This window comes from Marinihelvus fidelis (assembly GCF_008725655.1).
In the GTDB taxonomy this organism is placed as follows: Bacteria; Pseudomonadota; Gammaproteobacteria; order Xanthomonadales; family SZUA-36; genus Marinihelvus; species Marinihelvus fidelis.
In genome coordinates, this window is record NZ_VYXP01000003.1 from 380,050 (window position 1) to 398,821 (window position 18,772).

At 65.8% G+C, this 18,772-nt stretch carries 18 protein-coding genes; 8 read left to right on the forward strand and 10 right to left on the reverse strand.

The genetic code is table 11. The features are described 5' to 3' along the window. The 3 genes from F3N42_RS05995 to F3N42_RS06005 are packed head-to-tail and all read right to left on the reverse strand — an operon-like array spanning nt 1 to nt 4,380. On the reverse strand, nt 1-801 hold the full coding sequence (locus F3N42_RS05995; RefSeq protein ID WP_150863484.1) for a 3-hydroxybutyrate dehydrogenase: 801 nt from the start codon (nt 799-801) through the stop codon (nt 1-3). Continuing rightward, nucleotides 801-2,081: a spinster family MFS transporter gene (locus tag F3N42_RS06000; RefSeq protein WP_224784759.1), complete on the reverse strand. Its 1,281-nt coding sequence runs from the start codon at nt 2,079-2,081 to the stop codon at nt 801-803. Before F3N42_RS06000 ends, F3N42_RS05995 begins: the two co-directional genes overlap by 1 nt. A gap of 58 nt (nt 2,082-2,139) precedes the next feature. Then, nucleotides 2,140-4,380: a TonB-dependent receptor gene (locus F3N42_RS06005; RefSeq protein ID WP_191621257.1), complete on the reverse strand. Its 2,241-nt coding sequence runs from the start codon at nt 4,378-4,380 to the stop codon at nt 2,140-2,142. 143 nt (nt 4,381-4,523) lie between these two features. On the opposite strand from F3N42_RS06005, the gene F3N42_RS06010 reads away from it, so the two are divergent. From F3N42_RS06010 to F3N42_RS06025, 4 genes are read left to right on the forward strand one after another with little or no spacing between them, the layout of a single operon-like run. Then, nucleotides 4,524-5,210, forward strand: a complete 687-nt coding sequence (locus F3N42_RS06010) for a TetR/AcrR family transcriptional regulator (RefSeq protein WP_150863486.1) — start codon at nt 4,524-4,526, stop codon at nt 5,208-5,210. Further along, the gene (locus tag F3N42_RS06015) at nt 5,207-6,205 is read left to right on the forward strand and encodes an extracellular catalytic domain type 2 short-chain-length polyhydroxyalkanoate depolymerase (protein WP_150863487.1); all 999 of its coding nucleotides are present in this window, start codon (nt 5,207-5,209) and stop codon (nt 6,203-6,205) included. The genes F3N42_RS06010 and F3N42_RS06015 overlap by 4 nt, the downstream gene beginning before the upstream one ends. Then, nucleotides 6,202-6,963: an SDR family NAD(P)-dependent oxidoreductase gene (locus F3N42_RS06020; protein ID WP_150863488.1), complete on the forward strand. Its 762-nt coding sequence runs from the start codon at nt 6,202-6,204 to the stop codon at nt 6,961-6,963. Before F3N42_RS06015 ends, F3N42_RS06020 begins: the two co-directional genes overlap by 4 nt. 49 nt (nt 6,964-7,012) lie before the next feature. Next, nucleotides 7,013-7,696, forward strand: a complete 684-nt coding sequence (locus F3N42_RS06025) for a zinc metallopeptidase (protein WP_150863489.1) — start codon at nt 7,013-7,015, stop codon at nt 7,694-7,696. Here the strand turns inward: F3N42_RS06025 and F3N42_RS06030 are convergent. Further along, nucleotides 7,680-8,375 carry a glutathione S-transferase family protein gene (locus F3N42_RS06030; protein ID WP_150863490.1) on the reverse strand — a complete coding sequence of 232 codons (696 nt, stop codon included), beginning with the start codon at nt 8,373-8,375 and terminating at the stop codon, nt 7,680-7,682. The genes F3N42_RS06025 and F3N42_RS06030 overlap by 17 nt on opposite strands. A 148-nt stretch (nt 8,376-8,523) precedes the next feature. Here F3N42_RS06030 and F3N42_RS06035 point away from each other — a divergent pair, with 148 nt between their 5' ends. Then, the gene (locus tag F3N42_RS06035; RefSeq protein WP_150863491.1) at nt 8,524-9,351 is read left to right on the forward strand and encodes a c-type cytochrome; all 828 of its coding nucleotides are present in this window, start codon (nt 8,524-8,526) and stop codon (nt 9,349-9,351) included. Here F3N42_RS06035 and F3N42_RS06040 read toward each other — a convergent pair. After that, the gene (locus F3N42_RS06040) at nt 9,324-11,459 is read right to left on the reverse strand and encodes an amidohydrolase family protein (protein ID WP_150863492.1); all 2,136 of its coding nucleotides are present in this window, start codon (nt 11,457-11,459) and stop codon (nt 9,324-9,326) included. The two genes, F3N42_RS06035 and F3N42_RS06040, sit on opposite strands and share 28 nt — an antisense overlap. Nucleotides 11,460-11,560: 101 nt before the next feature. Between F3N42_RS06040 and F3N42_RS06045 the strand changes: the two genes are divergently transcribed. Beyond that, nucleotides 11,561-12,826, forward strand: a complete 1,266-nt coding sequence (locus F3N42_RS06045) for a serine hydrolase domain-containing protein (RefSeq protein WP_224784761.1) — start codon at nt 11,561-11,563, stop codon at nt 12,824-12,826. Here F3N42_RS06045 and F3N42_RS06050 read toward each other — a convergent pair. Beyond that, the gene (locus tag F3N42_RS06050; RefSeq protein ID WP_150863493.1) at nt 12,823-13,374 is read right to left on the reverse strand and encodes a pseudouridine synthase; all 552 of its coding nucleotides are present in this window, start codon (nt 13,372-13,374) and stop codon (nt 12,823-12,825) included. The two genes, F3N42_RS06045 and F3N42_RS06050, sit on opposite strands and share 4 nt — an antisense overlap. 99 nt (nt 13,375-13,473) lie before the next feature. Here F3N42_RS06050 and F3N42_RS06055 point away from each other — a divergent pair, with 99 nt between their 5' ends. Continuing rightward, on the forward strand, nt 13,474-15,393 hold the full coding sequence (locus F3N42_RS06055) for a sialidase family protein (RefSeq protein ID WP_150863494.1): 1,920 nt from the start codon (nt 13,474-13,476) through the stop codon (nt 15,391-15,393). On the opposite strand, the gene F3N42_RS06060 is transcribed toward F3N42_RS06055, so the two are convergent. The 3 genes from F3N42_RS06060 to F3N42_RS06070 are packed head-to-tail and all read right to left on the reverse strand — an operon-like array spanning nt 15,366 to nt 17,578. After that, nucleotides 15,366-16,613 carry a mechanosensitive ion channel family protein gene (locus tag F3N42_RS06060; RefSeq protein WP_224784763.1) on the reverse strand — a complete coding sequence of 416 codons (1,248 nt, stop codon included), beginning with the start codon at nt 16,611-16,613 and terminating at the stop codon, nt 15,366-15,368. The genes F3N42_RS06055 and F3N42_RS06060 overlap by 28 nt on opposite strands. A gap of 27 nt (nt 16,614-16,640) precedes the next feature. Further along, a complete protein-coding gene (locus F3N42_RS06065) occupies nt 16,641-17,171 on the reverse strand; it encodes a gamma carbonic anhydrase family protein (RefSeq protein ID WP_191621258.1) in 531 nt (176 codons plus the stop codon). Next, nucleotides 17,168-17,578, reverse strand: a complete 411-nt coding sequence (locus F3N42_RS06070) for a GFA family protein (RefSeq protein WP_150863495.1) — start codon at nt 17,576-17,578, stop codon at nt 17,168-17,170. The genes F3N42_RS06065 and F3N42_RS06070 overlap by 4 nt, the downstream gene beginning before the upstream one ends. A gap of 71 nt (nt 17,579-17,649) precedes the next feature. On the opposite strand from F3N42_RS06070, the gene F3N42_RS06075 reads away from it, so the two are divergent. Beyond that, the gene (locus tag F3N42_RS06075) at nt 17,650-18,087 is read left to right on the forward strand and encodes a DUF2214 family protein (protein ID WP_150863496.1); all 438 of its coding nucleotides are present in this window, start codon (nt 17,650-17,652) and stop codon (nt 18,085-18,087) included. Nucleotides 18,088-18,109: 22 nt separating this feature from the next. Here the strand turns inward: F3N42_RS06075 and F3N42_RS06080 are convergent, their stop codons facing one another. After that, nucleotides 18,110-18,694, reverse strand: coding sequence for a hypothetical protein (locus tag F3N42_RS06080; protein WP_150863497.1), 585 nt, complete (start codon nt 18,692-18,694; stop codon nt 18,110-18,112). Nucleotides 18,695-18,772: the final 78 nt, after the last annotated feature.

The window sequence follows — 18,772 nt, forward strand, 5'->3', positions numbered from 1 at the left end:
TCATCGTGCCGTCCAGCCACCATCCATGGGCAGCACCGTGCCGGTCACGGAAGCCGCGCCGTCGCCAGCCAGCCAGGCGACCATCGAGGCGACCTCGTCGACACTGATCAGTCGCCGCGTGGGCTGGGCCACCAGCATCACGTCGCGCACCACGTCGTCTTCGGAGATCCCGCGCGCCTTTGCCGTGTCGGCAACCTGCCCGCGCACCAGCGGCGTGTCGACATACCCCGGCGCAATAGCGTTCACGGTGATGCCCTGCTCGGCCACTTCCAGCGCCACCGTCTTGGTCAAACCGGCCACGCCATGCTTGGCGGCCACGTACGCCGCCTTGTACGGTGAGGCCCGCAGCGCGTGCGCGGAGGCGATATTGATGACGCGGCCATGCCCCGCATCGATCATGCCCGGCAGCGCACAGCGGATGGTGTGGAACACCGCAGAGAGGTTGATGGCGATGATGGCGTCCCAGCGATCGACGGGGAAGTCCTGCACCGGGGACACGAACTGGATACCTGCGTTGTTGACCAGGATATCGATCGCACCGCGCGCGCGCTGCGCCGCCGTCACCATGGCCTCGATCTGCGCCACGTCCAGCAGGTCCGCCGGCACGTGGTCCGCCTCGGGCGCGCCGGCTTCCACCAGGTCCTGGGTCAATTCGGCGATATCCTCTGCCTCGCCAAGCCCGCTGAAAGACAGGCGGCAGCCATGGCGTGCCAGCGCCATTGCAATGCCCAGGCCGATGCCGGACGTCGCCCCGGTCACCAGGGCATGCCGCCCCTCCAGTTCACTGGCCGAAGTACCCATCATTCCTCCCAGTCGCGCTCGATCCAGCGCGCTGACAGAAGGAACAGCGCCGCCGCAGCCACGTAGAAGCCGGTGCCGGCCACGATGGACCACCGCAGCGCGTCTTCACCCAGGCGGGTCGTGAGCATGTCCGACAATGCACCAATCAGCCACGTCCCCAGGCCAATGCCCAGGAGATTGTTGACGAACAGGAACACCGCCGAGGCCGTGGCGCGCATTTCGGCACGCACCAGTTGCTGCACGGTGGACATCACCGGGCCGATCCAGACCAGCCCCAGGGCGACCGGGATCAACAGCACGCACCAGGCCAGCCAGAGGGTGGGCGTGAGCACGCCCAGGATGTAGGTGGGCACCGACAGAATGAACGCAGCCGCCGGAATAGTCACGAACCTTGTCCGGTTGGTCGCGCCGTAGCGATCCCCCAGCCAGCCACCCGCCCACATGCCGGCCATGCCGCCGACCAGCAGGATGCTGCCGTAGAACAATGACGCGTCCAGAAGGGTCAGGCCATGACTGCGGACGATGAAGGACGGCATCCAGAAGAACAGGCCGTAACCCATCATCGACGAGCAGGACGCGCCCACCGAAAGCAGCCAGAAGCTCGGTTTGCGTGACAGTGCCGCGGCGATATCCCGAAGGCCGGGCGGGTTGGCAGGCCGCGGAGCGGTGTCATAGCGCCCGCGCTCCGGCTCGCGAACCAGCAGCCGGAACACCGGCGCCAGCAGCAGCCCGGCCATGCCCACTGTGAAAAAGGCCCAGCGCCAGTCGATCATGCTGGCCAGCACGCCGCCCAGGATGATGCCCAGCGCGCTGCCAATGGGAATACCGAAGGAATACGCGCTGAGCGCCCTTGCCCGCTGTCCCGGCGGATAGTAGTCCATGATCATGGAGTACGCCGGGGTCACGCCGCCGGCTTCGCCGATGCCCACGCCCAGGCGGGCCAGGAACAGGTGCCAGAACCCCTGCGCCATGCCGCAGACCGCCGTCATGGCGCTCCAGATGGCCAGCGCGCCGGTAATCACCCAGGTGCGGCTGACGCGGTCGGCCAGCATGGCGACGGGAATACCCAGGCCGGTGTAGAACAGTGCAAAAGCCAGCCCGCCCATCAGGCCCAGCTGGCTGTCACTCAGCCCCAGGTCGGCCTTGATGGGCACGGCCAGGATGCCGACAATCTGCCGGTCAATGAAGTTGAAGGTGTACACCAGCACCAGCATGATCAGCGCCAGGGTGCGACGCTCGGCCACGCCGGGGGCCGGCTGTTCAGAAGTCACGGAAGTCATGATTTTTATTCTAAGCCTTTTCGTCCGGGCCACCCGGCCGGGTGGCCCGGTATCGCAATCAGTAGCGGTAGTTCAGGCTGACATTCCAGGTTCGCGGATCACCGTAGTAGGCGGTCATGATATTGCCCACGCTACGGAATTCCTGGCCCTCGACCTTGTAGACCTCATCGGCGATGTTCTTCATGCCGGCCATCACCTGCCAGTGGCCATCGGCGTGGTTCCAGGTGGCGAAGGCGTTGGTCAGCCAGTAGGACTCTTCGCGCAGCGGCTCGACGTTCTCCACCGACAGCCACATACCATCGCGGTAGTTGGCATCGGCGCCGAACGCCAGGCTATGCCCACCGGACAGGTCCAGGGTCCAGACCGCACCCACGCGGCCGGTCCACTCCGGCGCGAAAGCGGGTTCATCGAGCACGCCGTCGGACCCGGTGAAGCCGTCAGCACCGTACTCGGTGTCCAGGTAGCCGATTTGCGAGAACAGCTGCAGCGAGTCCACCAACAGCCACGAAAGCTCGAATTCCGCGCCGTTGATGTCCAGCTCCGCGGCGTTCAGCACCGGAAAGCGGAAATCGACACCGTCACCAACCGACACGCGAGCCTGGAAGTCGTCGTACTGGCTGGTGAACACGGCGTAGTTGGCCTGCATGCGGCCATCCATCATCGTGGTCTTGGCGCCGATTTCAGCGGTCCACACGGTCTCCGGATCGAAGGTTGAGACGTCGGCGGCACTATTGGCGCGGCCGTTGAAACCGCCGCTCTTGAAGCCGTTGGCCAGGCGACCGTAGAAATGCACATCGTCATTCAGCATGTAGTCCAGCGTCACCGTGGGCGTCCAGTCGCTCCAGCTGTCACTGTCGCTGAAGGCGAACGCCGGGTCGGCATTGCCCAGCAGGTCGCTGAAGGTGCTGGTGGTGCGGAAATAATCCTTGTCTTCCTTGGTGTAACGCAGGCCCAGGCCCAGGCTCCAGGATTCGGCGAAGGCCCAGTCGACCTGGCCGAACACGGCATAGCTGGTGGTCTGAAGGTTGTCGTCGATCGTGCGCAGGAAGCTGACCGGGATGCCTCCGAACACCAGGAAATCATCGGCGTAGGCTTCCTGGTGACTGGGCAGGTTTTCATCCAGGTAATAGAGGCCGGCCACCCAGTGCAGGTTGCCGCCATTGTCGCCCAACAGTTGGAACTCCTGGCTAAACTGGTCCTGGTCGACGCTGACCAGCACGTCACCCAGCTCCAGCTCGGTGGCGTCGATATCAACGAACAGGTCGGCATCGAGTTCACGGTAGGCGGTAATCGAGCGCAGGCTCAGGCTGTCACTGATATCCCAGTTCAGCGTCATGCTGCCGCCCCAGTTCTCCACCTCCTGGCCATCCGAATCACCCAGCGAGGTGCGGGTGCGGAAGTCCCAGTCTCCGGGCGCCGGCACATGCCGCAGCACCGCGCCACCGGTGGCCAGGTCGACGCTGATCAGCGGCGCCTCGGCCTTGCCCAGCGTCAGCTCGGTGTCCTCGATGGTGTAATCGAAGGAGAACGTCGCATCAACATTGTCGCTGATGCCCCAGGCCAGCTTCACGCGCGCCGACTGGGTGTTCTCGTCGTTGTAGTCACGGCCCGTGGACGGGTCGATGACGTAACCGTCACGGCTGTCGCTGAGCACGCTCAGGCTCATGCCGATGTTGTCACTCACCGGTCCGGCCATGTAGCCGCTGATCTGCCAGCGGTCATAATCACCGTAGAGGATGCCGGCCTCGGCCTCGAAATCCTCGCCCGGGCTGCGGGTGATCAGGCGAATGGCGCCACCGGGGGTGTTCTTGCCGTACAGCGTGCCCTGTGGGCCACGCAGGACCTCGATGCGCTCAATATCGTTAAGTTTGAACAGCGCACCCTGGATGCGGGACATGTAGACGTCATCGACGTAAATGCCCACGGCGGGGTCGAAGGTCTGCAGCGCGTCGGGCTGGCCGACACCGCGGATAAAGACATTGGCGCTGGAACTGGAGCCGCGCCCCTGGACCAGGTTCAGGTTGGGCACCGCCCCCTGCAGCGAATCAAGATTGTCGGCCTGGAGGTATTCCAGGTCCTCGCCGGTGAAGGCGCTGATCGACATCGGCACTTCCTGCAGCGTCTGTTCACGGCGCTGGGCCGTGACGACCACTTCTTCGAGAAGGGTGGCGTCGACATCGTCTTCCTGGGCCTGCGCCATGACGGCCTGCGGCGCTCCAACAGCGGTCGCAATGGCCAGGGCCAGTGTGGAATGGCGCAGCGCGCCGAACACGTTCGTGCGGGAGTTTAACTTTTTCATTGTGTGAGCCTGCATGTTGTATTTTCAACAAGTGTTGAGAATTTAAACGCCGCGAACTCAAGGCTGTCAAGCACTTTTTCAACAACAGTTGAATTTCGGAACGACAAGGGGTTCAATACAGAAAACGGAGCTCAATTCCCGGCATGGCCGCGAAAAACAAACGTAAAACACGTAAAGACAGGATTATTGAAGTCGCCGAAAAGTTGTTTGCCCAGCGGGGCTTCAATGGTGTCTCGTTGCGTGAAATCACCCGCGAGGCCGGCGTCGACGTGGCCCTGGTCAAGTATTACTTCGACAACAAGGAAGGCCTGTTCGACGCGCTGTTGCAGCGCCGGGCGGACATCCTGAACCGCGAACGTGCCGAGGCGCTGGAACGCGTGCTGGAACGCAACAACCCGGCGCCGGTCGAGGACATCATCGACGCCTTCACGCACCCCCTGCTGAACGAAGTGGTGGGCGAAGACAGCACCTGGCGGGACTATTTCGGTCTGCTGGCGCAGGTCAACAACAACCCGGAATGGGGTGGCCAGGCCATGTCGAAGTACTTTGACCCACTGGTGCGCCGCTTTATCTACGCGCTCAAGGACGCCCTGCCCGACGCTGACATGGTCGACATCTACTGGTGCTACCACTTCCTGTCAGGCGCGCTGACCCTGACGTTCGCCGACACCCGCCGAATCGACGCACTCTCCGGCGGGCTGTGCCATTCGGCCGATTTCGAGAGTGTCCATAAACGCATGGTGCCCTTTATCGCCGCCGGCTTCCGCGCCATCTGCGCGGAACGCGCGGAGGCCCGGGCGTCGGGCGATATCACGGAGACCGGCTCATGAAAATACACCCCCATGGAGTACCCACCGCGCTGATCGCCTTGCTGGCAACCTGCCTGGTCTCGGCCGCGACCGCGACCGCGGACAGTGCCGCGCCCGGGCCGGACATTGATGCGACAGGTATCACCGTTTCCGGCATTTCCTCCGGCGCCGCCATGGCGCAGCAACTGCACCTGGCCCACCCGGAGCTGTTTTCAGGCGCCGCGCTGATTGCCGGTGTGCCGCGAGGTTGTGCCGATGGCCAACTGGCAACGGCCATGGCGGGCTGCATGGGCAAGGCCGGCGAGAATCTTGACGCCGGCGAACTGGCGGAGCGACTTCGCACCGAAGCCAGCGCCGGGCGGGTCGGCGACCCTGCCCTGCTTGCCGATGACCGCGCCTGGACGTTCCATGGCCAACTCGACGCGACCGTGGCCGAGGATGTTTCATTGGCCGCCACCGACCTCTACCGCGCCTTCATGGCCACCGACAATGTCGCCTGGGTCGATAACGTCGCCGCCAACCACACCTTTCCCACGCACTCCAAGGGCGGCGCCTGCGACGCCATCGCGCCGCCGTTCCTGGGCGCCTGTGATTACGATGCCGCCGGCGAGTTGCTCACGTTCCTGTATCCCGGGCTGACACCGCCGGAGCAGGCACAGAACGGTGAACTCGTCACCACGGAGCTGCCCGGCGCGGCTGCGGCGGGCCTGGCCGACGAGGCCTGGCTCTACGTGCCCGAAAGCTGCCCGGCCACTGGCTGCCGCCTGCACCTGGTCCTGCACGGCTGCGGACAGTCGCAGTCGCAGGTCGACATGGCCTTCATGGAAGGTGCGGGTTACCTGGAGTGGGCGCAGGACAACGCCATCGTCCTGGCGTTTCCCCAGGTCGCTCCCGCGGCGGCCAACCCGCTGGCCTGCTGGGACTGGTGGGGCTATACCGGCCCGGACTACATGACCCGCGAAGGCGCGCAGATCCGGGTGCTGGCCGACTGGATCCGCGGCATGGCCGATTCGTGAATATCGAAGGCGCCCGTATCGTTATCACCGGCGCCGGCCGCGGCCTGGGGCAGGCCATCGCGCGCCACCTGTCCGGCCATGGCGCGCGGCTGGCCCTGCTCGATATCGACGGTGGCGCTGCGGCGGAAACGGCAGCCGATTGCGCCTCGAACGCCATGGAGGTGTTCACGGCGGCCTGTGATGTCAGCCGCGAAGATGCCGTCACCGAAGCCTTCGACCACGCCGCCAGCGCCCTGGGCGGCATTGATGCACTGGTCGCCAATGCCGGCATCCTGCGCGACGGCCTGCTGGTGAAGGCGCGCGAAGGCGAGGTGATCGATCGCATGAGCCTGGCCGACTGGCAGGAGGTGATCGATGTCAACCTGACCGGCGTCTTCCTGTGCGGTCGCGAGGCCGCCACCCACATGATTCGCCAGGGCACCGGCGGCTGTATCGTCAACATCAGCAGCATTGCCCGCGCCGGCAACTTCGGCCAGTCCAACTATGCCGCGGCCAAGGCCGGTGTTGCGGCGATGACCGTCACCTGGGCCCAGGAGCTGGCCCGTCACCGTATCCGCAACATGGCAATCGCGCCGGGCTTTATCGAGACCGCCATGACCGATTCGATGAAGCCGGAAGCCCTGCAGCGCATGGTCGAGCGCGTGCCCGCCGGGCGCGCGGGCCACCCCGATGAGGTCGCACTCACGGTGGCGCAGGTATTGGAAAACGACTACCTCAATGGCCGCGTGCTGGAACTGGACGGCGGACTGCGCATCTAGGCGTCAACACCAGGGTGCCCGCCCGCCAGCCCGGCGGTAGAATCAGCGCATGCCCTGGTTGATCCTGATCCTGCTGGTCGTGGCGATCGTCTACCTGCCGTCCTGGTGGGTGCGCCGCACCATGACCCGGTACAACCACCCCGAGGACCGCTACCCGTCCACCGGCGCCGAGCTGGCGCGTCACCTATTGGACGAAGCCGGTCTCGATCACGTCAGCGTGGAGACGACCGAGCATGGCGACCACTACGATCCCATCGAAAAAGCGGTTCGCCTGGCGGCAGAACGCTTCCATGGTCACTCTCTGACCGCCATCACGGTGGCCGCGCACGAGGTCGGGCACGCCTTGCAGGATGCCACCGGCTACGCACCACTGGTGGCCCGCACCCGGCTGGTGCGGCTGGTCCGTCCGCTGGAACGCTGCGGCGCCGGCATCCTGATGCTGGCCCCGGTGTTGGCATTGCTGTTGCGGTTACCTTCCGCGGGCCTGTTGATGATGGCGGGTGGCATCCTGGTACTGGGTGGGGCCACGCTGGTTCACCTGGTGACGCTGCCCACCGAGCTGGATGCCAGCTTCCAGCGCGCCATGCCCCTGCTTGAGCGCGACGGCATCCTGGTTTCCGGTGACGGGCCACATGCGCGGCGGATCCTGAAAGCGGCCGCGCTCACCTATGTCGCGGCCTCATTGCTGAGCCTGCTCAACGTGGCCCGCTGGTGGGCTATTCTCCGGCGCTGACCGGCGCGCGCAGGTCCGCGGTGACCCGGCCAGCGGCACGAACCTCGGCCTCGTGATCCTCATCGCGCCAGGGCTCAGCCAGCGCATCCGCATACCAGGCCTGCATCGGCGCCAGGGCCAGCAACCGTTCCACGTAGGCCTGCGCCTCCTCAGACAGTGACGGCGAATAGGTCTGCGCGCGAAAGGCCACCGGGGCGTAAAACGCGTCGACGGCGGTAAAGCGGGTGCCGGCCAGGAACGGCCCGCGGAACTGCGCCAGGCCCTCGCACCACAGCGCGTCAACGCGGGCCCACTCCTTCGCCAGCGCGGCCGGCGGATCGACCAGTTCCACCCGCTGCCCGCAACTCATGCCGCAGACGTTGCGGATGGTGGCAAAGCCCGAGTGCATCTCGGCGCTGGCGCTGCGCGCCCAGGTGCGTGCCGTGTAACGCTCCGGCCAGACCTCTGGGTAGCGCTCGGCCAGCGTTTCCGCGATCGCCAGCGAATCCCAGACGGTCAGTTTGCCGTCCACCAGGCAGGGCACCTTGCCGCTGGGCGAAAACGCCAGGAACGCGGCCTGAGGCCCGCCGCCCTGGAACGGCACCAACACTTCCTCGAAGTCGATCTCGAGCATGCGCATCAGCACCCAGGGACGCAGCGACCAGGACGAGTAGTTCTTATTGGCGATATACAGTTTCATGGCACCTCCTGCCAGCTGTGTTTCATTATGCGCGCGTGACCATGGGCAGGTCACCCGGCAGGATTTTTTTCGTTGCTACACTCTATTGGAAGCGCGCACCCGGCAGGCCTGTGCCACGGGCAGGAAAACGCGTATGGGAGACACAACAATGAAAAACCTTTTCTTCTGGTTGCTTGCCTTGTCCGCAACCTCACCCACCCTGGCCGACGACCCCATCGAATGCGGCCGCTACATCGTCGAGGTCATCGGCGCCTGCGGCAACTGCCATACGCCGGTGGGCCCCGAGGGGCCGGACACGTCGAAGCACCTGGCCGGCGGCATGACCTTCGAGTTTCCGGGCATGGCGATTACCGTGCCCAACATCACCCCGGACAAGGAGACCGGCATCGGCGCCTGGAGCGACGCCGAGATCATCCGTGCGTTTCGTGAAGGCGTGCGCCCGGATGGCCGCGTACTCGGGCCGCTGATGCCGATTGCGCTGTACCGTGAGATCTCCGACGGCGATGCCGCCGCGATCGTCGCCTACCTGCGCACGGTCCCGCCGGTGAACAATGCGACCGAGGTGTCCCGCTATGACTTCCCCCTGCCGGACAACTGGGGCCCGCCGCTGGGCGTGGTGCCTGAGCCGGACCGCGATGACCCGGTGGCCTATGGCGAGTACCTGGCCGGCCCACTGGGACACTGCGTGGAATGCCATTCACCGCCCGGGGAAAACGGCCTGCCCGACCATCACAACCAACTGGCCGCCGGCGGCCTGACGTTTCCCGGCCCCTGGGGCACCTCGGTATCACCCAACCTGACGCCCACGGGCCTGGCCCAGCGCAGCGATGACGACATCCGCCAGATGATCACCACCGGCACCCGGCCCGACGGCAGCCCGATGCTGCCACCGATGCCGTTTTACGCCTACGCCAACCTGGTGCCTGAAGACCTGGACGCGATCATCGCCTACTTGCGCTCGTTGCCACCCAAATAGACCGGGTCGACGAACGGCTTGACGCCCATGGCCTGGTAAAGCGCGGACGGTTCGTATGCCGTATCGCCCTTGAGCACCAGCACGGCGCGCCGGATGGCGCTCATGTCTTCCAGAGGGTTGCCGTCCAGCAGCACCAGGTCGGCGTCCTTGCCCACGGCGATGGAACCGGTGCGCTCGTCGGCGCCGACGATGCGCGCCGAATCCAGCGTGCCGATACGCAGCACCTCGGCGTTGGGGATGCCGGCCTCGGCGTAGAGCTCCAGCTCGCGGTGAATGGTGAAGGCCGCGATGCTGTCACTGCCCGGCACCAGCTGGACGCCGGCGTCGTGGAGTTTCTTCAACATCTGTGACTGGCGCCGGCCGGATTCCGGCCAGTTCTCGCCCAGCACCATCTCGGGGTTGTACATCGGCCGCGCCACGTTCGGCGGCAGGTGGTCGATGATGGCCGCGAAGGTCGGGTCCGGCTCGCCCGGCACGTGGCTGAGCATGGTGTCGAAGATGGCCGCGGTGGCGTCCACGGTCACGTCGTTGTCCTTCAGCAGCGTGATGAAGGACTCGACTTCCTCGCTGTCCAGGTCGATGCCCGCCGCACCGTCACCGTAGCCGGTGAAGCGGATCTGCTGGCGGGTGTCGCCCTCGTCACCGACGATGAAGTTCAGGAACACCATGTTGATATGCTGGATCTCGTCGTAGCCGGCGCGCACGGCCTGCTCGGCCGACATGAACGCCGGGATATGGCCGCTGACCCGCAGGCCGCGCGCATGCGCGCGCTCGGCGATGGGCGCCACCCATTCCGGCTCGATGGAGCTGTACAGCTTGACCTGCAGGTAACCGTTGTCGGCATAGAAATCGACCCGCGCCAAAGCCTCTTCCAGGTCATTGACCACGGAACCCGACGCATACGGACCGGCCTTGTCCATGAACCCGGCACGGTAGGTGTGCGGACCGATCACCTCCCCGCTGTCATACCGGCGGGTCAGTTCCATGATCTGTTCGTGCACACTGCCGATATCACGCACGCTGGTGATGCCGCCGGCAACGTTCAGTACGCCCTGCTCCAGGCTGAAGTGCCCGTGCATGTCCCACAGTCCGGGAATCAGCGTGCGGCCCTGGCCATCCACGGCGCGGGCTTCTCCGCTGTCGATGGGCTCGGCCGACACCTGCGCGATCTTGCCATCGACCACCAGCACGTGGTGGTCCGTGAGCAGTTCACCGGATTCGACGTCGACGACATCCACGTTCTCAATCAGCAGCGGGCCATCCAGGGGGTGCGCCAGCGTGCCCGAGAGCTTTTCGATATGCGCGGCGCTCTGTTCCAGCTGTACGCGTCCCAGCCGCTCCAGCACGGCCGGGTCCCAGCCCTCGGGCACCATGCCCAGGTAGCCACGGAAATCCAGCGCCGCCAGGTGCAGCTTCTCGTCCATCCAGGCGTACTGCGGTGTGAAACCGATGCCGGTGATCGAGTACAGCGTCAGGGCCTGCTCGCCGTCCGGGGTCGGCACGGTCGTCTCATGAACCGGCTCGGCCCGGGCGGTGCCTGCGGGCAGCAGCCGGACACTGCCGTCGATACTCTCCGCCGCGGCACGCACCAGCGCCCCCAGCGATTCCAGCGCGCCGCCTTCCGCCGGCAGGTAGAAGGCACGCCCGTCGACGTTCGCGCCGCCCTCGCTGCCCACCGTTTTCCAGCTGGCCTCGCCCTGCGACAGCTCAAAAGACTCGTCGATAGGCGCCTGGAACGGCGAGATCCCGGTAATGCGCTGCGCCACCGGCAACCCGGCGTCGTCCAGCTGCACTTCCGACTTCACCGTCCACTCCCGGTTGTTCCAGTGAATGAACGAATCGCTGGTGATCTTGCCGTCGCCCAGCTCGTTGATGCGGGTATGGCCGGCCGGGGTCTTACCCTCCAGGTACCACGCGAAAGCGCGTTCGGCGGGTTCACCGGAGCCGGCCGTCGCCGGGGCGGTCGCGGTGGTCGCCGGGGCGGGTTCGGCCGGGGCCGCCGCGGTTGAGGCGGGTTCGTCAGCCGGCTTGCAGGCCAACATGGCCGTGGCCGCCAACCCGGCAAGCAGCCAGCCGCCGATGGTGTTGAGATTCGTTCGTGTACGCATGGCAGGTTCCCTTTTTCTGGTCCCGGCCCGCGCCGGGTGTTGTCTCCCCAGTGTAGCAACCCGGTGATGCTAGAATCGCCGCTTTTGCAGGGATCGCCACCATGACCGCCAACGTGATGCTTTCGCACCGCCTGATCGCCGCCGCCGCGCTCGCCATGACGCTGGCGTCCTGCGCCGCACCGGCGCCGACGCCGACGCCGACGCCGACGCCGACGCCGCAAGCGAACGTACCGGAAACACCGGCCAACGCACAGGCGGCCCTGCTGGCATCACTGCAGGCCCGCTACGCGAGCGCCACCAATGGCGAGGACATCCTGTTCTGGACCGCCGAGGAACGCCGCGTCGGCTTCGCCCACATCGATTCGATCTACCCGACCCGCACGGTGACCGCCGGCGAAGCGCCCCTGGCACTGCCAACGGCACCGGCTGACCTGTCCGCCCTGGACTATCGCATCGAGGACACGCGCTACAGCCTTGATGACTTCCTCGCCATGCCCGAAAGCATCGGGCTGCTGGTGGTCCGCGACGGCCGGGTGATTCTCGAGGACTACGCCGAGGGCCATGGTCCCGACACACCGTGGATGTCGTTCTCGGTGACCAAGTCGGTGACCTCCATGCTGGTGGGTGCCGCCATCCAGGACGGCTACATCGGCAGCGTCGATGACGCCGTGACCGACTACCTGCCGCAGCTCAGGGGCTCGGGCTACGACGGCGTGAGCATCGCCAACGTGCTGCAGATGGCCTCCGGCGTGGCCTGGAACGAGGACTACGAGGACCCGGAGTCCGACGTGGCCCTGGCCGGCGGCACGAACGGCATCAACCTGTACCGCCACCTGGCCACCCTGCCCCGCGCCGCCGAGCCGGGAACGACCTTCAATTACAACACCGGCGAGAGCAACCTGGTGGGCGCGCTGTTGCGCGCGGCCATCGGCAACAACGCGTCGAGCTACCTGCAGATGAAGATCTGGCAGCCCTTCGGCATGGCCGACGACGCCCATTGGGTGATCACGCCCGATACCGGCGCCGAGCTGGGCGGCTGCTGCCTGAACGCGACGCTGCGCGACTATGCGCGCATCGGCCTGTTCGCACTGAATGACGGCGTGCTCGCTGACGGCACCCGGGTATTGCCTGAAGGCTGGATGGCCGCATCAGTGACCCCGTCCCCGGGCGCCGATCACTATGGCTACCAGTGGTGGCTGGCGCCCGGGGACGCCTACTCCGCACGCGGCATTTTCGGGCAGCTGATCTTCATCGACCCGGACAATAACCTGGTCATCGCCATGCATAGCAACGCCGCGTTCGGCAGCGGCTACGGGCACCACATCCAGGGTGTCATCCGTGCGCTGCGCGCGCACCTGGCCGACTAGCGCCGGGTGGCGGGCAGCTCCCGCCACTGCCCCGGCCGCAGGCCATCCAGCGCCCAGTCGCCGACCCGGGCGCGCACCAGACGCAGCGTGGGAAAACCCACCGCCGCCGTCATTCGCCGCACCTGGCGGTTCCGGCCCTCGGTGATCGTCAGTTCGAGCCAGGTCGTGGGGATGTTGGCGCGGTAGCGGATGGGCGGTTCGCGGTCCCAGAGCCCGTCCGGTTCTTGCATGGAACGCACCCGTGCCGGCCGTGTCGGCCCGTCATTCAGGGTCACGCCGCGCCGCAGGCTGTCCAGCGCCTGCGCGGTGGGCTCACCTTCGACCTGCGCCCAGTAGGTCTTGGGCCGCTTGTTTTTCGGGTGGGTCACCCGCTGCACCAGCCGGCCGTCGTCGGACAGCACCATCAGGCCCTCGGAGTCGTAGTCGAGCCGGCCCGCGACCCTCAGGGCGGGGTCATCGAAGAAAGCGGCCAGCGTCGTCTTGTCGCCAGCTTCACGGAACTGCGACATCACGCGAAAGGGTTTGTTGAACAGGACAACCCGGCTCACGGCACGCTGCTCCGAAAGAAATCGAAATAGGTATCATGTTTATGATATTTTTCGTAAGTTTTCGAAACCACACGCATACTACCGAGGCATCCACCAGGCATGATTCTAACCAAGGCGTCAAAGGCATACCCCGCCCTCCTGTCCACCACGCTGCTGCTGGCCGCGTGGGGCCACTCCACCCCGGCCGCCGCCGAACCCGGTGACGCCGACGAGCCGGTGGTCTACACCGGCACCGACGTGCCGTCGGCCAGTGGCTACGAGGACGGCTGGCACCACGGCCGCCTGCCGACCGCGGTGGGGGTGCAGAACTACGAGGTCATGCGCGCCAACCGCTCGCACCCGGAATGGTCCGACGGCCTGGGCTGGACCTACAACCACGCGCCCAACCTGGCGTTCTGGAACGGCCGATTCTACTACCACTACCTGGCCACGCCCGTCGGCGAGCACATTCCCCCGGGCGTGACCCTGCTGATGACCTCGGAAGACGGCCGCAGCTGGACGAAACCGGAGGTACTGTTCCCCATGGGATTCTGGTCCGAGCAGACCGAGGTGCGCGAGGACCAGGTCAAAAACCTGGTCATGCACCAGCGCATGGGCTTCTACGTGGCCCCCGACGGCCGCCTGCTGACGTCCGGTTTCTACGGCACCAACGACGGCCATGGCATGGGCCGGGTCATGCGTGAAATCTACCCGGACGGCGGCTTCGGCCCGATCTACTTCGTCAAGAAGAACAGCACCTGGCCGCATGGTGATTTCATGTTCCCGGACTACACCGAGGCGGCAGACGCCGGCTTCATCGCCGCCGTCGACGCCTTCCTGGCCGACCCCGTCCGCCGTATCCAGTGGTGGGAGGAGCACTGGCTGGAACCGGACATCGATCCTTTCGTCGGCGGCCTGCAGCCGATTGTCAGCGGTGGCGAAACCGATCCGGGCAAGGGCTTCAACTTCTACACCCGCGACGACGGCGCCATCGTCGGCCTGTTCAAGGACAGCTTCGCCACGCTCAGCACCGACAACGGCGAGCACTGGAGCCCGCTGGTCAAACTGCCGCGCTTTACCTGGGGCGGCGCCAAGGTCTGGGCCCAGTCGTTGGACAGCGGTGGTTACGCCATGGTCATCAACCCCACCCACAGCGCCGCCCGCCACCCGCTGGCGGTGACCACCAGTGACGACGGCATCCACTACCAGGGCATGGCCGGCGTGCACCAGGAGCTGCCGTCCAAACGCTACTGGGGGCTGCACAAGCGGCCCGGCCAGCAATACGTGCGCGGCATCGTCGAGGGCAATGGCAACCCGCCCGGCGATGACCTGTGGGTGGCCTACTCGGTGACCAAGGAGGACATGTGGATCTCGCGTATCCCCACGCCCATCCGCCACCGTGTCGATGGCCCCGTCAACGATGATTTCGATGCCATGGACACCGGCGGCGTGGTGACCGACTGGACGATCTACCACGGCCCCTGGCACCCCGTCGAAGTGGCTGAAGGGCCGGACGGCGACCGCAAGGCGCTGATGCTGCAGGACCGCGACCCTTACGACTATGCCCTGGCCCAGCGCGTGTTTGCAGCGGCAGACAAGGTCACCCTCCGCTTCAGCCTGTTCACGCAAGCGGCCGACGGCCCGCTGGAAATGGATGTCACCACCGCACCGGGCGATCGCCTGGTGCAGCTGCGGCTGCAGGACGGCCAGCTCTCCGCGCATGACGGTGAGACGGGCCTGGCGGCCGTGACCAGGCTTTCAGCGGGCGCGTGGTACGAAATCGAGATCAGGATCGATGCCAGCGGCGAAACCTACGACCTGGTCATCGACGGCCAAGTCGTGCTCGACCAGGCATCACTGGCCGTCATCGGCGCCGGGCAGCCTGCGCGCATCGACTTCCGCACCGGCGACTATCGCGCCGAAGATGATGTGCAGAAGCAGAAGAGCGGCAGCGAGGACGTACCCGGCTGGGATGAACCCGGCGCCGACGAGCCGACGCCGGTGTCGACCTACTACGTGCGCGACTTCAGCGCGTCCTGACCGGGCTGGCCGGCCAGGCCGGCCAGGTCGAAGCCACTGGGCGACTGGAACAGCCGCAGGCCGAACGCCGGCACGATGGCGCTGACGTGGTCGAACAGGTCCGATTGCACGCCTTCGTAGGTGGCCCACTGGGTATCGTTGGTGAAGCAGTAAATCTCGATGGGCAGGCCATCCCTGCCCGGCTGTAACTGCCGCACAATCAGCGTCATGTCGTCGTGAATCGCCGGGTGGTTGCGCAGGTAATTGACGATGTAGGCACGCAGCGTGCCGATGTTGGTCAGGCGCCGCAGGTTGACGTCGCTGTCACTGTCCACGCCGATGGCGGCGTTGTACTCGTCCAGCTCGGCCTGCTTGTCGGCGATGTAGTCCTGCAGCAGCCGGAAGCGCTTGAAGCGCTCAATCTCCGCATCGTCCAGGAAACGGATCGAGTTCATGTCGATGTAAATCGACCGCTTGATGCGCCGCCCGCCGGCCTCGGTCATGCCGCGCCAGTTCTTGAACGAATCGCTCATCACCCGGTGCGTGGGGATCACCGTGATGGTCTTGTCCCAGTTCTGCACCGTGATGGTGTACAGCGCCACGTCGATGACATCGCCGTCGGCCCCGTACTGCGGCAACTCCAGCCAGTCGCCCACCTGGATGACCTTCTGGCTGGTCAACTGGATGCTGGCCGCCAGCGACAGCAGCGTGTCCTTGAACACGATCATCGCCACCGCACCCATGGCGCCAAGGCCACCCAGCAGCACCAGCGGTGAGCGGTCGATAAGCACGGAAATCACCAGGATGCCGCCGATGATATACAGCACCAGCTGCGCCATCTGCAGGAAGCCCTTGATGGGCCGCTCGCGGCTCTCCGGACGCTGCTCATAGATGGCGTTGACGGCGTCCAGCGCGGCCACACCGGCCAGGGACACCGCCAGCGAGGTCCAGGCCGTGGCGACATTGCGCACCACGGTCACCACGCCTTCGCTTAAACCGGGCACCAGGTTGACGCCGTAATGCACCACCAGCACCGGCATGATCCAGGCCAGGCGCTGGAAGACCTTGCTTTCAACCAGGGCGTTATCCCAGGTGGCCTCGGTGCGGCGGGCGATGCGCGCGACCATGCCCAGCAGGATGCGTTTGACGATGATGTCGGCCAGCCAGGCCAGCAGGAGCAACAGCGCCATGCCGACGACGTGCGGCGCCAGGGGGTGAATGTTTTCTAGGGATGCGAACATGGCGCGGATTATAGGCAAGCGCCGCGCTCAGGACACCCCGTCTCGATGTGCCCTGGCCACGACCAGGTACTTGGCCGCCCAGCGGCGGATATTCGCCCGCTCCTCGTCACCCAGCGTACGGCTGACGCGGGCCGGGGAACCCACCACGACACTGCCGGGCGGCACCACGGTCCCAGGCGTGACCAGGGCGCGGGCGCCGATGATGGACTGCTCGCCAATCACCGCCCCGTCCATGACCACCGCGCCCATGCCCACCAGGCACTCGTTGCCGATGGTGCAGGCATGCAGGATGGCGCAATGCCCGACCGTGACATCGTCGCCAATGACCACACCGTAATCATCCGACAGGTGGATCACCGTGCCGTCCTGGATGTTGCTGCGGTCACCGATGCGGACCGAATTGATGTCGGCGCGGATGACGCAACCCGGCCAGATGTTCGCTTCCTCGCCCAGCACCACGTCGCCCAGCAAGGTGGCACCCGGCGCGACATAGGCACTCGCCGGCACTCGCGGGGACTGGCCCAGGTGCCTGGCCAGGCGCTCCTCGGTGGTTATCATTCCGGGTATTCCGCGAAGGTGGGCAAGGCCGACTCATCGCAGGACCAGGCCGCGCGTGAGTCACGGAAAATTCTTGCCTGCGGAAGGAAATCCGGCTCGTCATCGAGTGTGCCGGCGGGCACCATCACGGCGCCCAGCTCCGGCACCGCCTTTGGCAGGCGGCTGCCACACTGGCTGCAGAAGGTGTTGCTGAAGCGCTCGGCCTCGGGCAGCTTGTAGAAGCCGATCTGCTCTTCACCCGAGAGCCACTCCAGCGTCCCCTTGATAAACAGGTTGCTGGCATGGCCGGTCCCGGTCGCCTTGCGGCAACGCTTGCAGTGGCAGTGATAGAACTTGCGGACGTCGCCGTGGGCCTGGTAGCGCACCGCGCCGCACAGGCAACTTCCGGACAGGGTGTTCGTTGTCATGGTGATTTGTCCTCCGGGGAACAGGATAATGCATTATCCACTGACCAGAACCCTCGCGGGACCCGTAAACGATGACCGAAATCCTCATTCGCTATGTCCATATCCTGGCCGTTCTGGTGCTGTTCGCCTGCCTGGTCTCGCAACACATGCTGGTGTCCGCGCAGGTGCCCAGGGCCACGCTGCGCCGGATCGCGATTCTCGATGGTCTTTACGGCCTGTCGGCCATGATCGTGCTGGCGGCCGGCCTGGTGCTGTGGTTCGGGGTGGGCAAACCCGCCGCCTACTACAACGGCTTTGGCCTTTTCCACTTGAAGGTGACGCTGTTCGTGGTCATCGGCCTGCTGTCGATCTACCCGACCGTGTTTTTCCGGCGTGCGATGAAGGCGGCCGCCGAGACGGTGACCGTGCCGAAGGGCGTGATCATGGTGATCCGCCTGGAGTTGCTGCTGGTGGCGCTGATGCCGCTGCTGGCCATCTGCGTGGCGCGGGGTGTGGGCGGAGGCGGCTGACGCCGCCCCCGCACCGGGCAGGTCACTCGCTATCGGGTGACTCGACCAGGACGCCTGCGGCCAGGATGACCGTCATCACGACCAGGTCACCGACCTCGGCACGCTCAAGGTTGGCCGGGTCGGCCGCCTCGAAAGTGCCGACGTTGCCCTCGGGGCCACGCAGTGAATAGGTGCCGGCTTCCAGATCGATATCCTCGACCACGGCGGTAATCACGGTGGTACCAACGGACATACCGCCGGGTGCCTCGCCCTCCTCGGCGCGGCCCTCCACCGTCATGTCACCGTATCCCGGCTCCAGGCCATCGGGGTTGGGGAACACCTCGATGGAGATTTCTTCGTACATCTGGGCCACCACCACGTCGCCGACGTGCACCTGGTCCAGGTTCCGGACATCATCACTGGCGACAAAGCTGAAGCTTTCGCCGGCCTCACCCGTCAGCGTGACCTCACGGGTGTCGTGATCAATGGCCGCGACCTCGGCCTCCAGCGTCACGGTGCGCGAGCCGCTCATCGACGGCCGGTCCATTTTCTCCGCCGGGTCGCCGGCCAGGACAGTGAGAGGCAGTGCCAGCGTCAGCGCGGCGGCGGCATTCAGGAATCGGTTCACTTTGAACTCCCCATGGTTGGTTGAGCCCAAAGTGTAGTCTCTGCACAGCGTGCCGTCAGCATTCGGACGGCGATCGAT

What these genes read in the sequence shown, in the direction of transcription:
- F3N42_RS05995 (WP_150863484.1), bottom strand. Translation starts at nt 801, where the DNA reads ATGGGTACTTCGGCCAGTGAACTGGAGGGGCGGCATGCCCTGGTGACC.
- F3N42_RS06000 (WP_224784759.1), bottom strand. Translation starts at nt 2,081, where the DNA reads ATGACTTCCGTGACTTCTGAACAGCCGGCCCCCGGCGTGGCCGAGCGT.
- F3N42_RS06005 (WP_191621257.1), bottom strand. Translation starts at nt 4,380, where the DNA reads ATGAAAAAGTTAAACTCCCGCACGAACGTGTTCGGCGCGCTGCGCCAT.
- F3N42_RS06010 (WP_150863486.1), top strand. Translation starts at nt 4,524, where the DNA reads ATGGCCGCGAAAAACAAACGTAAAACACGTAAAGACAGGATTATTGAA.
- F3N42_RS06015 (WP_150863487.1), top strand. Translation starts at nt 5,207, where the DNA reads ATGAAAATACACCCCCATGGAGTACCCACCGCGCTGATCGCCTTGCTG.
- F3N42_RS06025 (WP_150863489.1), top strand. Translation starts at nt 7,013, where the DNA reads ATGCCCTGGTTGATCCTGATCCTGCTGGTCGTGGCGATCGTCTACCTG.
- F3N42_RS06030 (WP_150863490.1), bottom strand. Translation starts at nt 8,375, where the DNA reads ATGAAACTGTATATCGCCAATAAGAACTACTCGTCCTGGTCGCTGCGT.
- F3N42_RS06035 (WP_150863491.1), top strand. Translation starts at nt 8,524, where the DNA reads ATGAAAAACCTTTTCTTCTGGTTGCTTGCCTTGTCCGCAACCTCACCC.
- F3N42_RS06040 (WP_150863492.1), bottom strand. Translation starts at nt 11,459, where the DNA reads ATGCGTACACGAACGAATCTCAACACCATCGGCGGCTGGCTGCTTGCC.
- F3N42_RS06045 (WP_224784761.1), top strand. Translation starts at nt 11,561, where the DNA reads ATGACCGCCAACGTGATGCTTTCGCACCGCCTGATCGCCGCCGCCGCG.
- F3N42_RS06055 (WP_150863494.1), top strand. Translation starts at nt 13,474, where the DNA reads ATGATTCTAACCAAGGCGTCAAAGGCATACCCCGCCCTCCTGTCCACC.
- F3N42_RS06060 (WP_224784763.1), bottom strand. Translation starts at nt 16,613, where the DNA reads ATGTTCGCATCCCTAGAAAACATTCACCCCCTGGCGCCGCACGTCGTC.
- F3N42_RS06065 (WP_191621258.1), bottom strand. Translation starts at nt 17,171, where the DNA reads ATGATAACCACCGAGGAGCGCCTGGCCAGGCACCTGGGCCAGTCCCCG.
- F3N42_RS06070 (WP_150863495.1), bottom strand. Translation starts at nt 17,578, where the DNA reads ATGACAACGAACACCCTGTCCGGAAGTTGCCTGTGCGGCGCGGTGCGC.
- F3N42_RS06075 (WP_150863496.1), top strand. Translation starts at nt 17,650, where the DNA reads ATGACCGAAATCCTCATTCGCTATGTCCATATCCTGGCCGTTCTGGTG.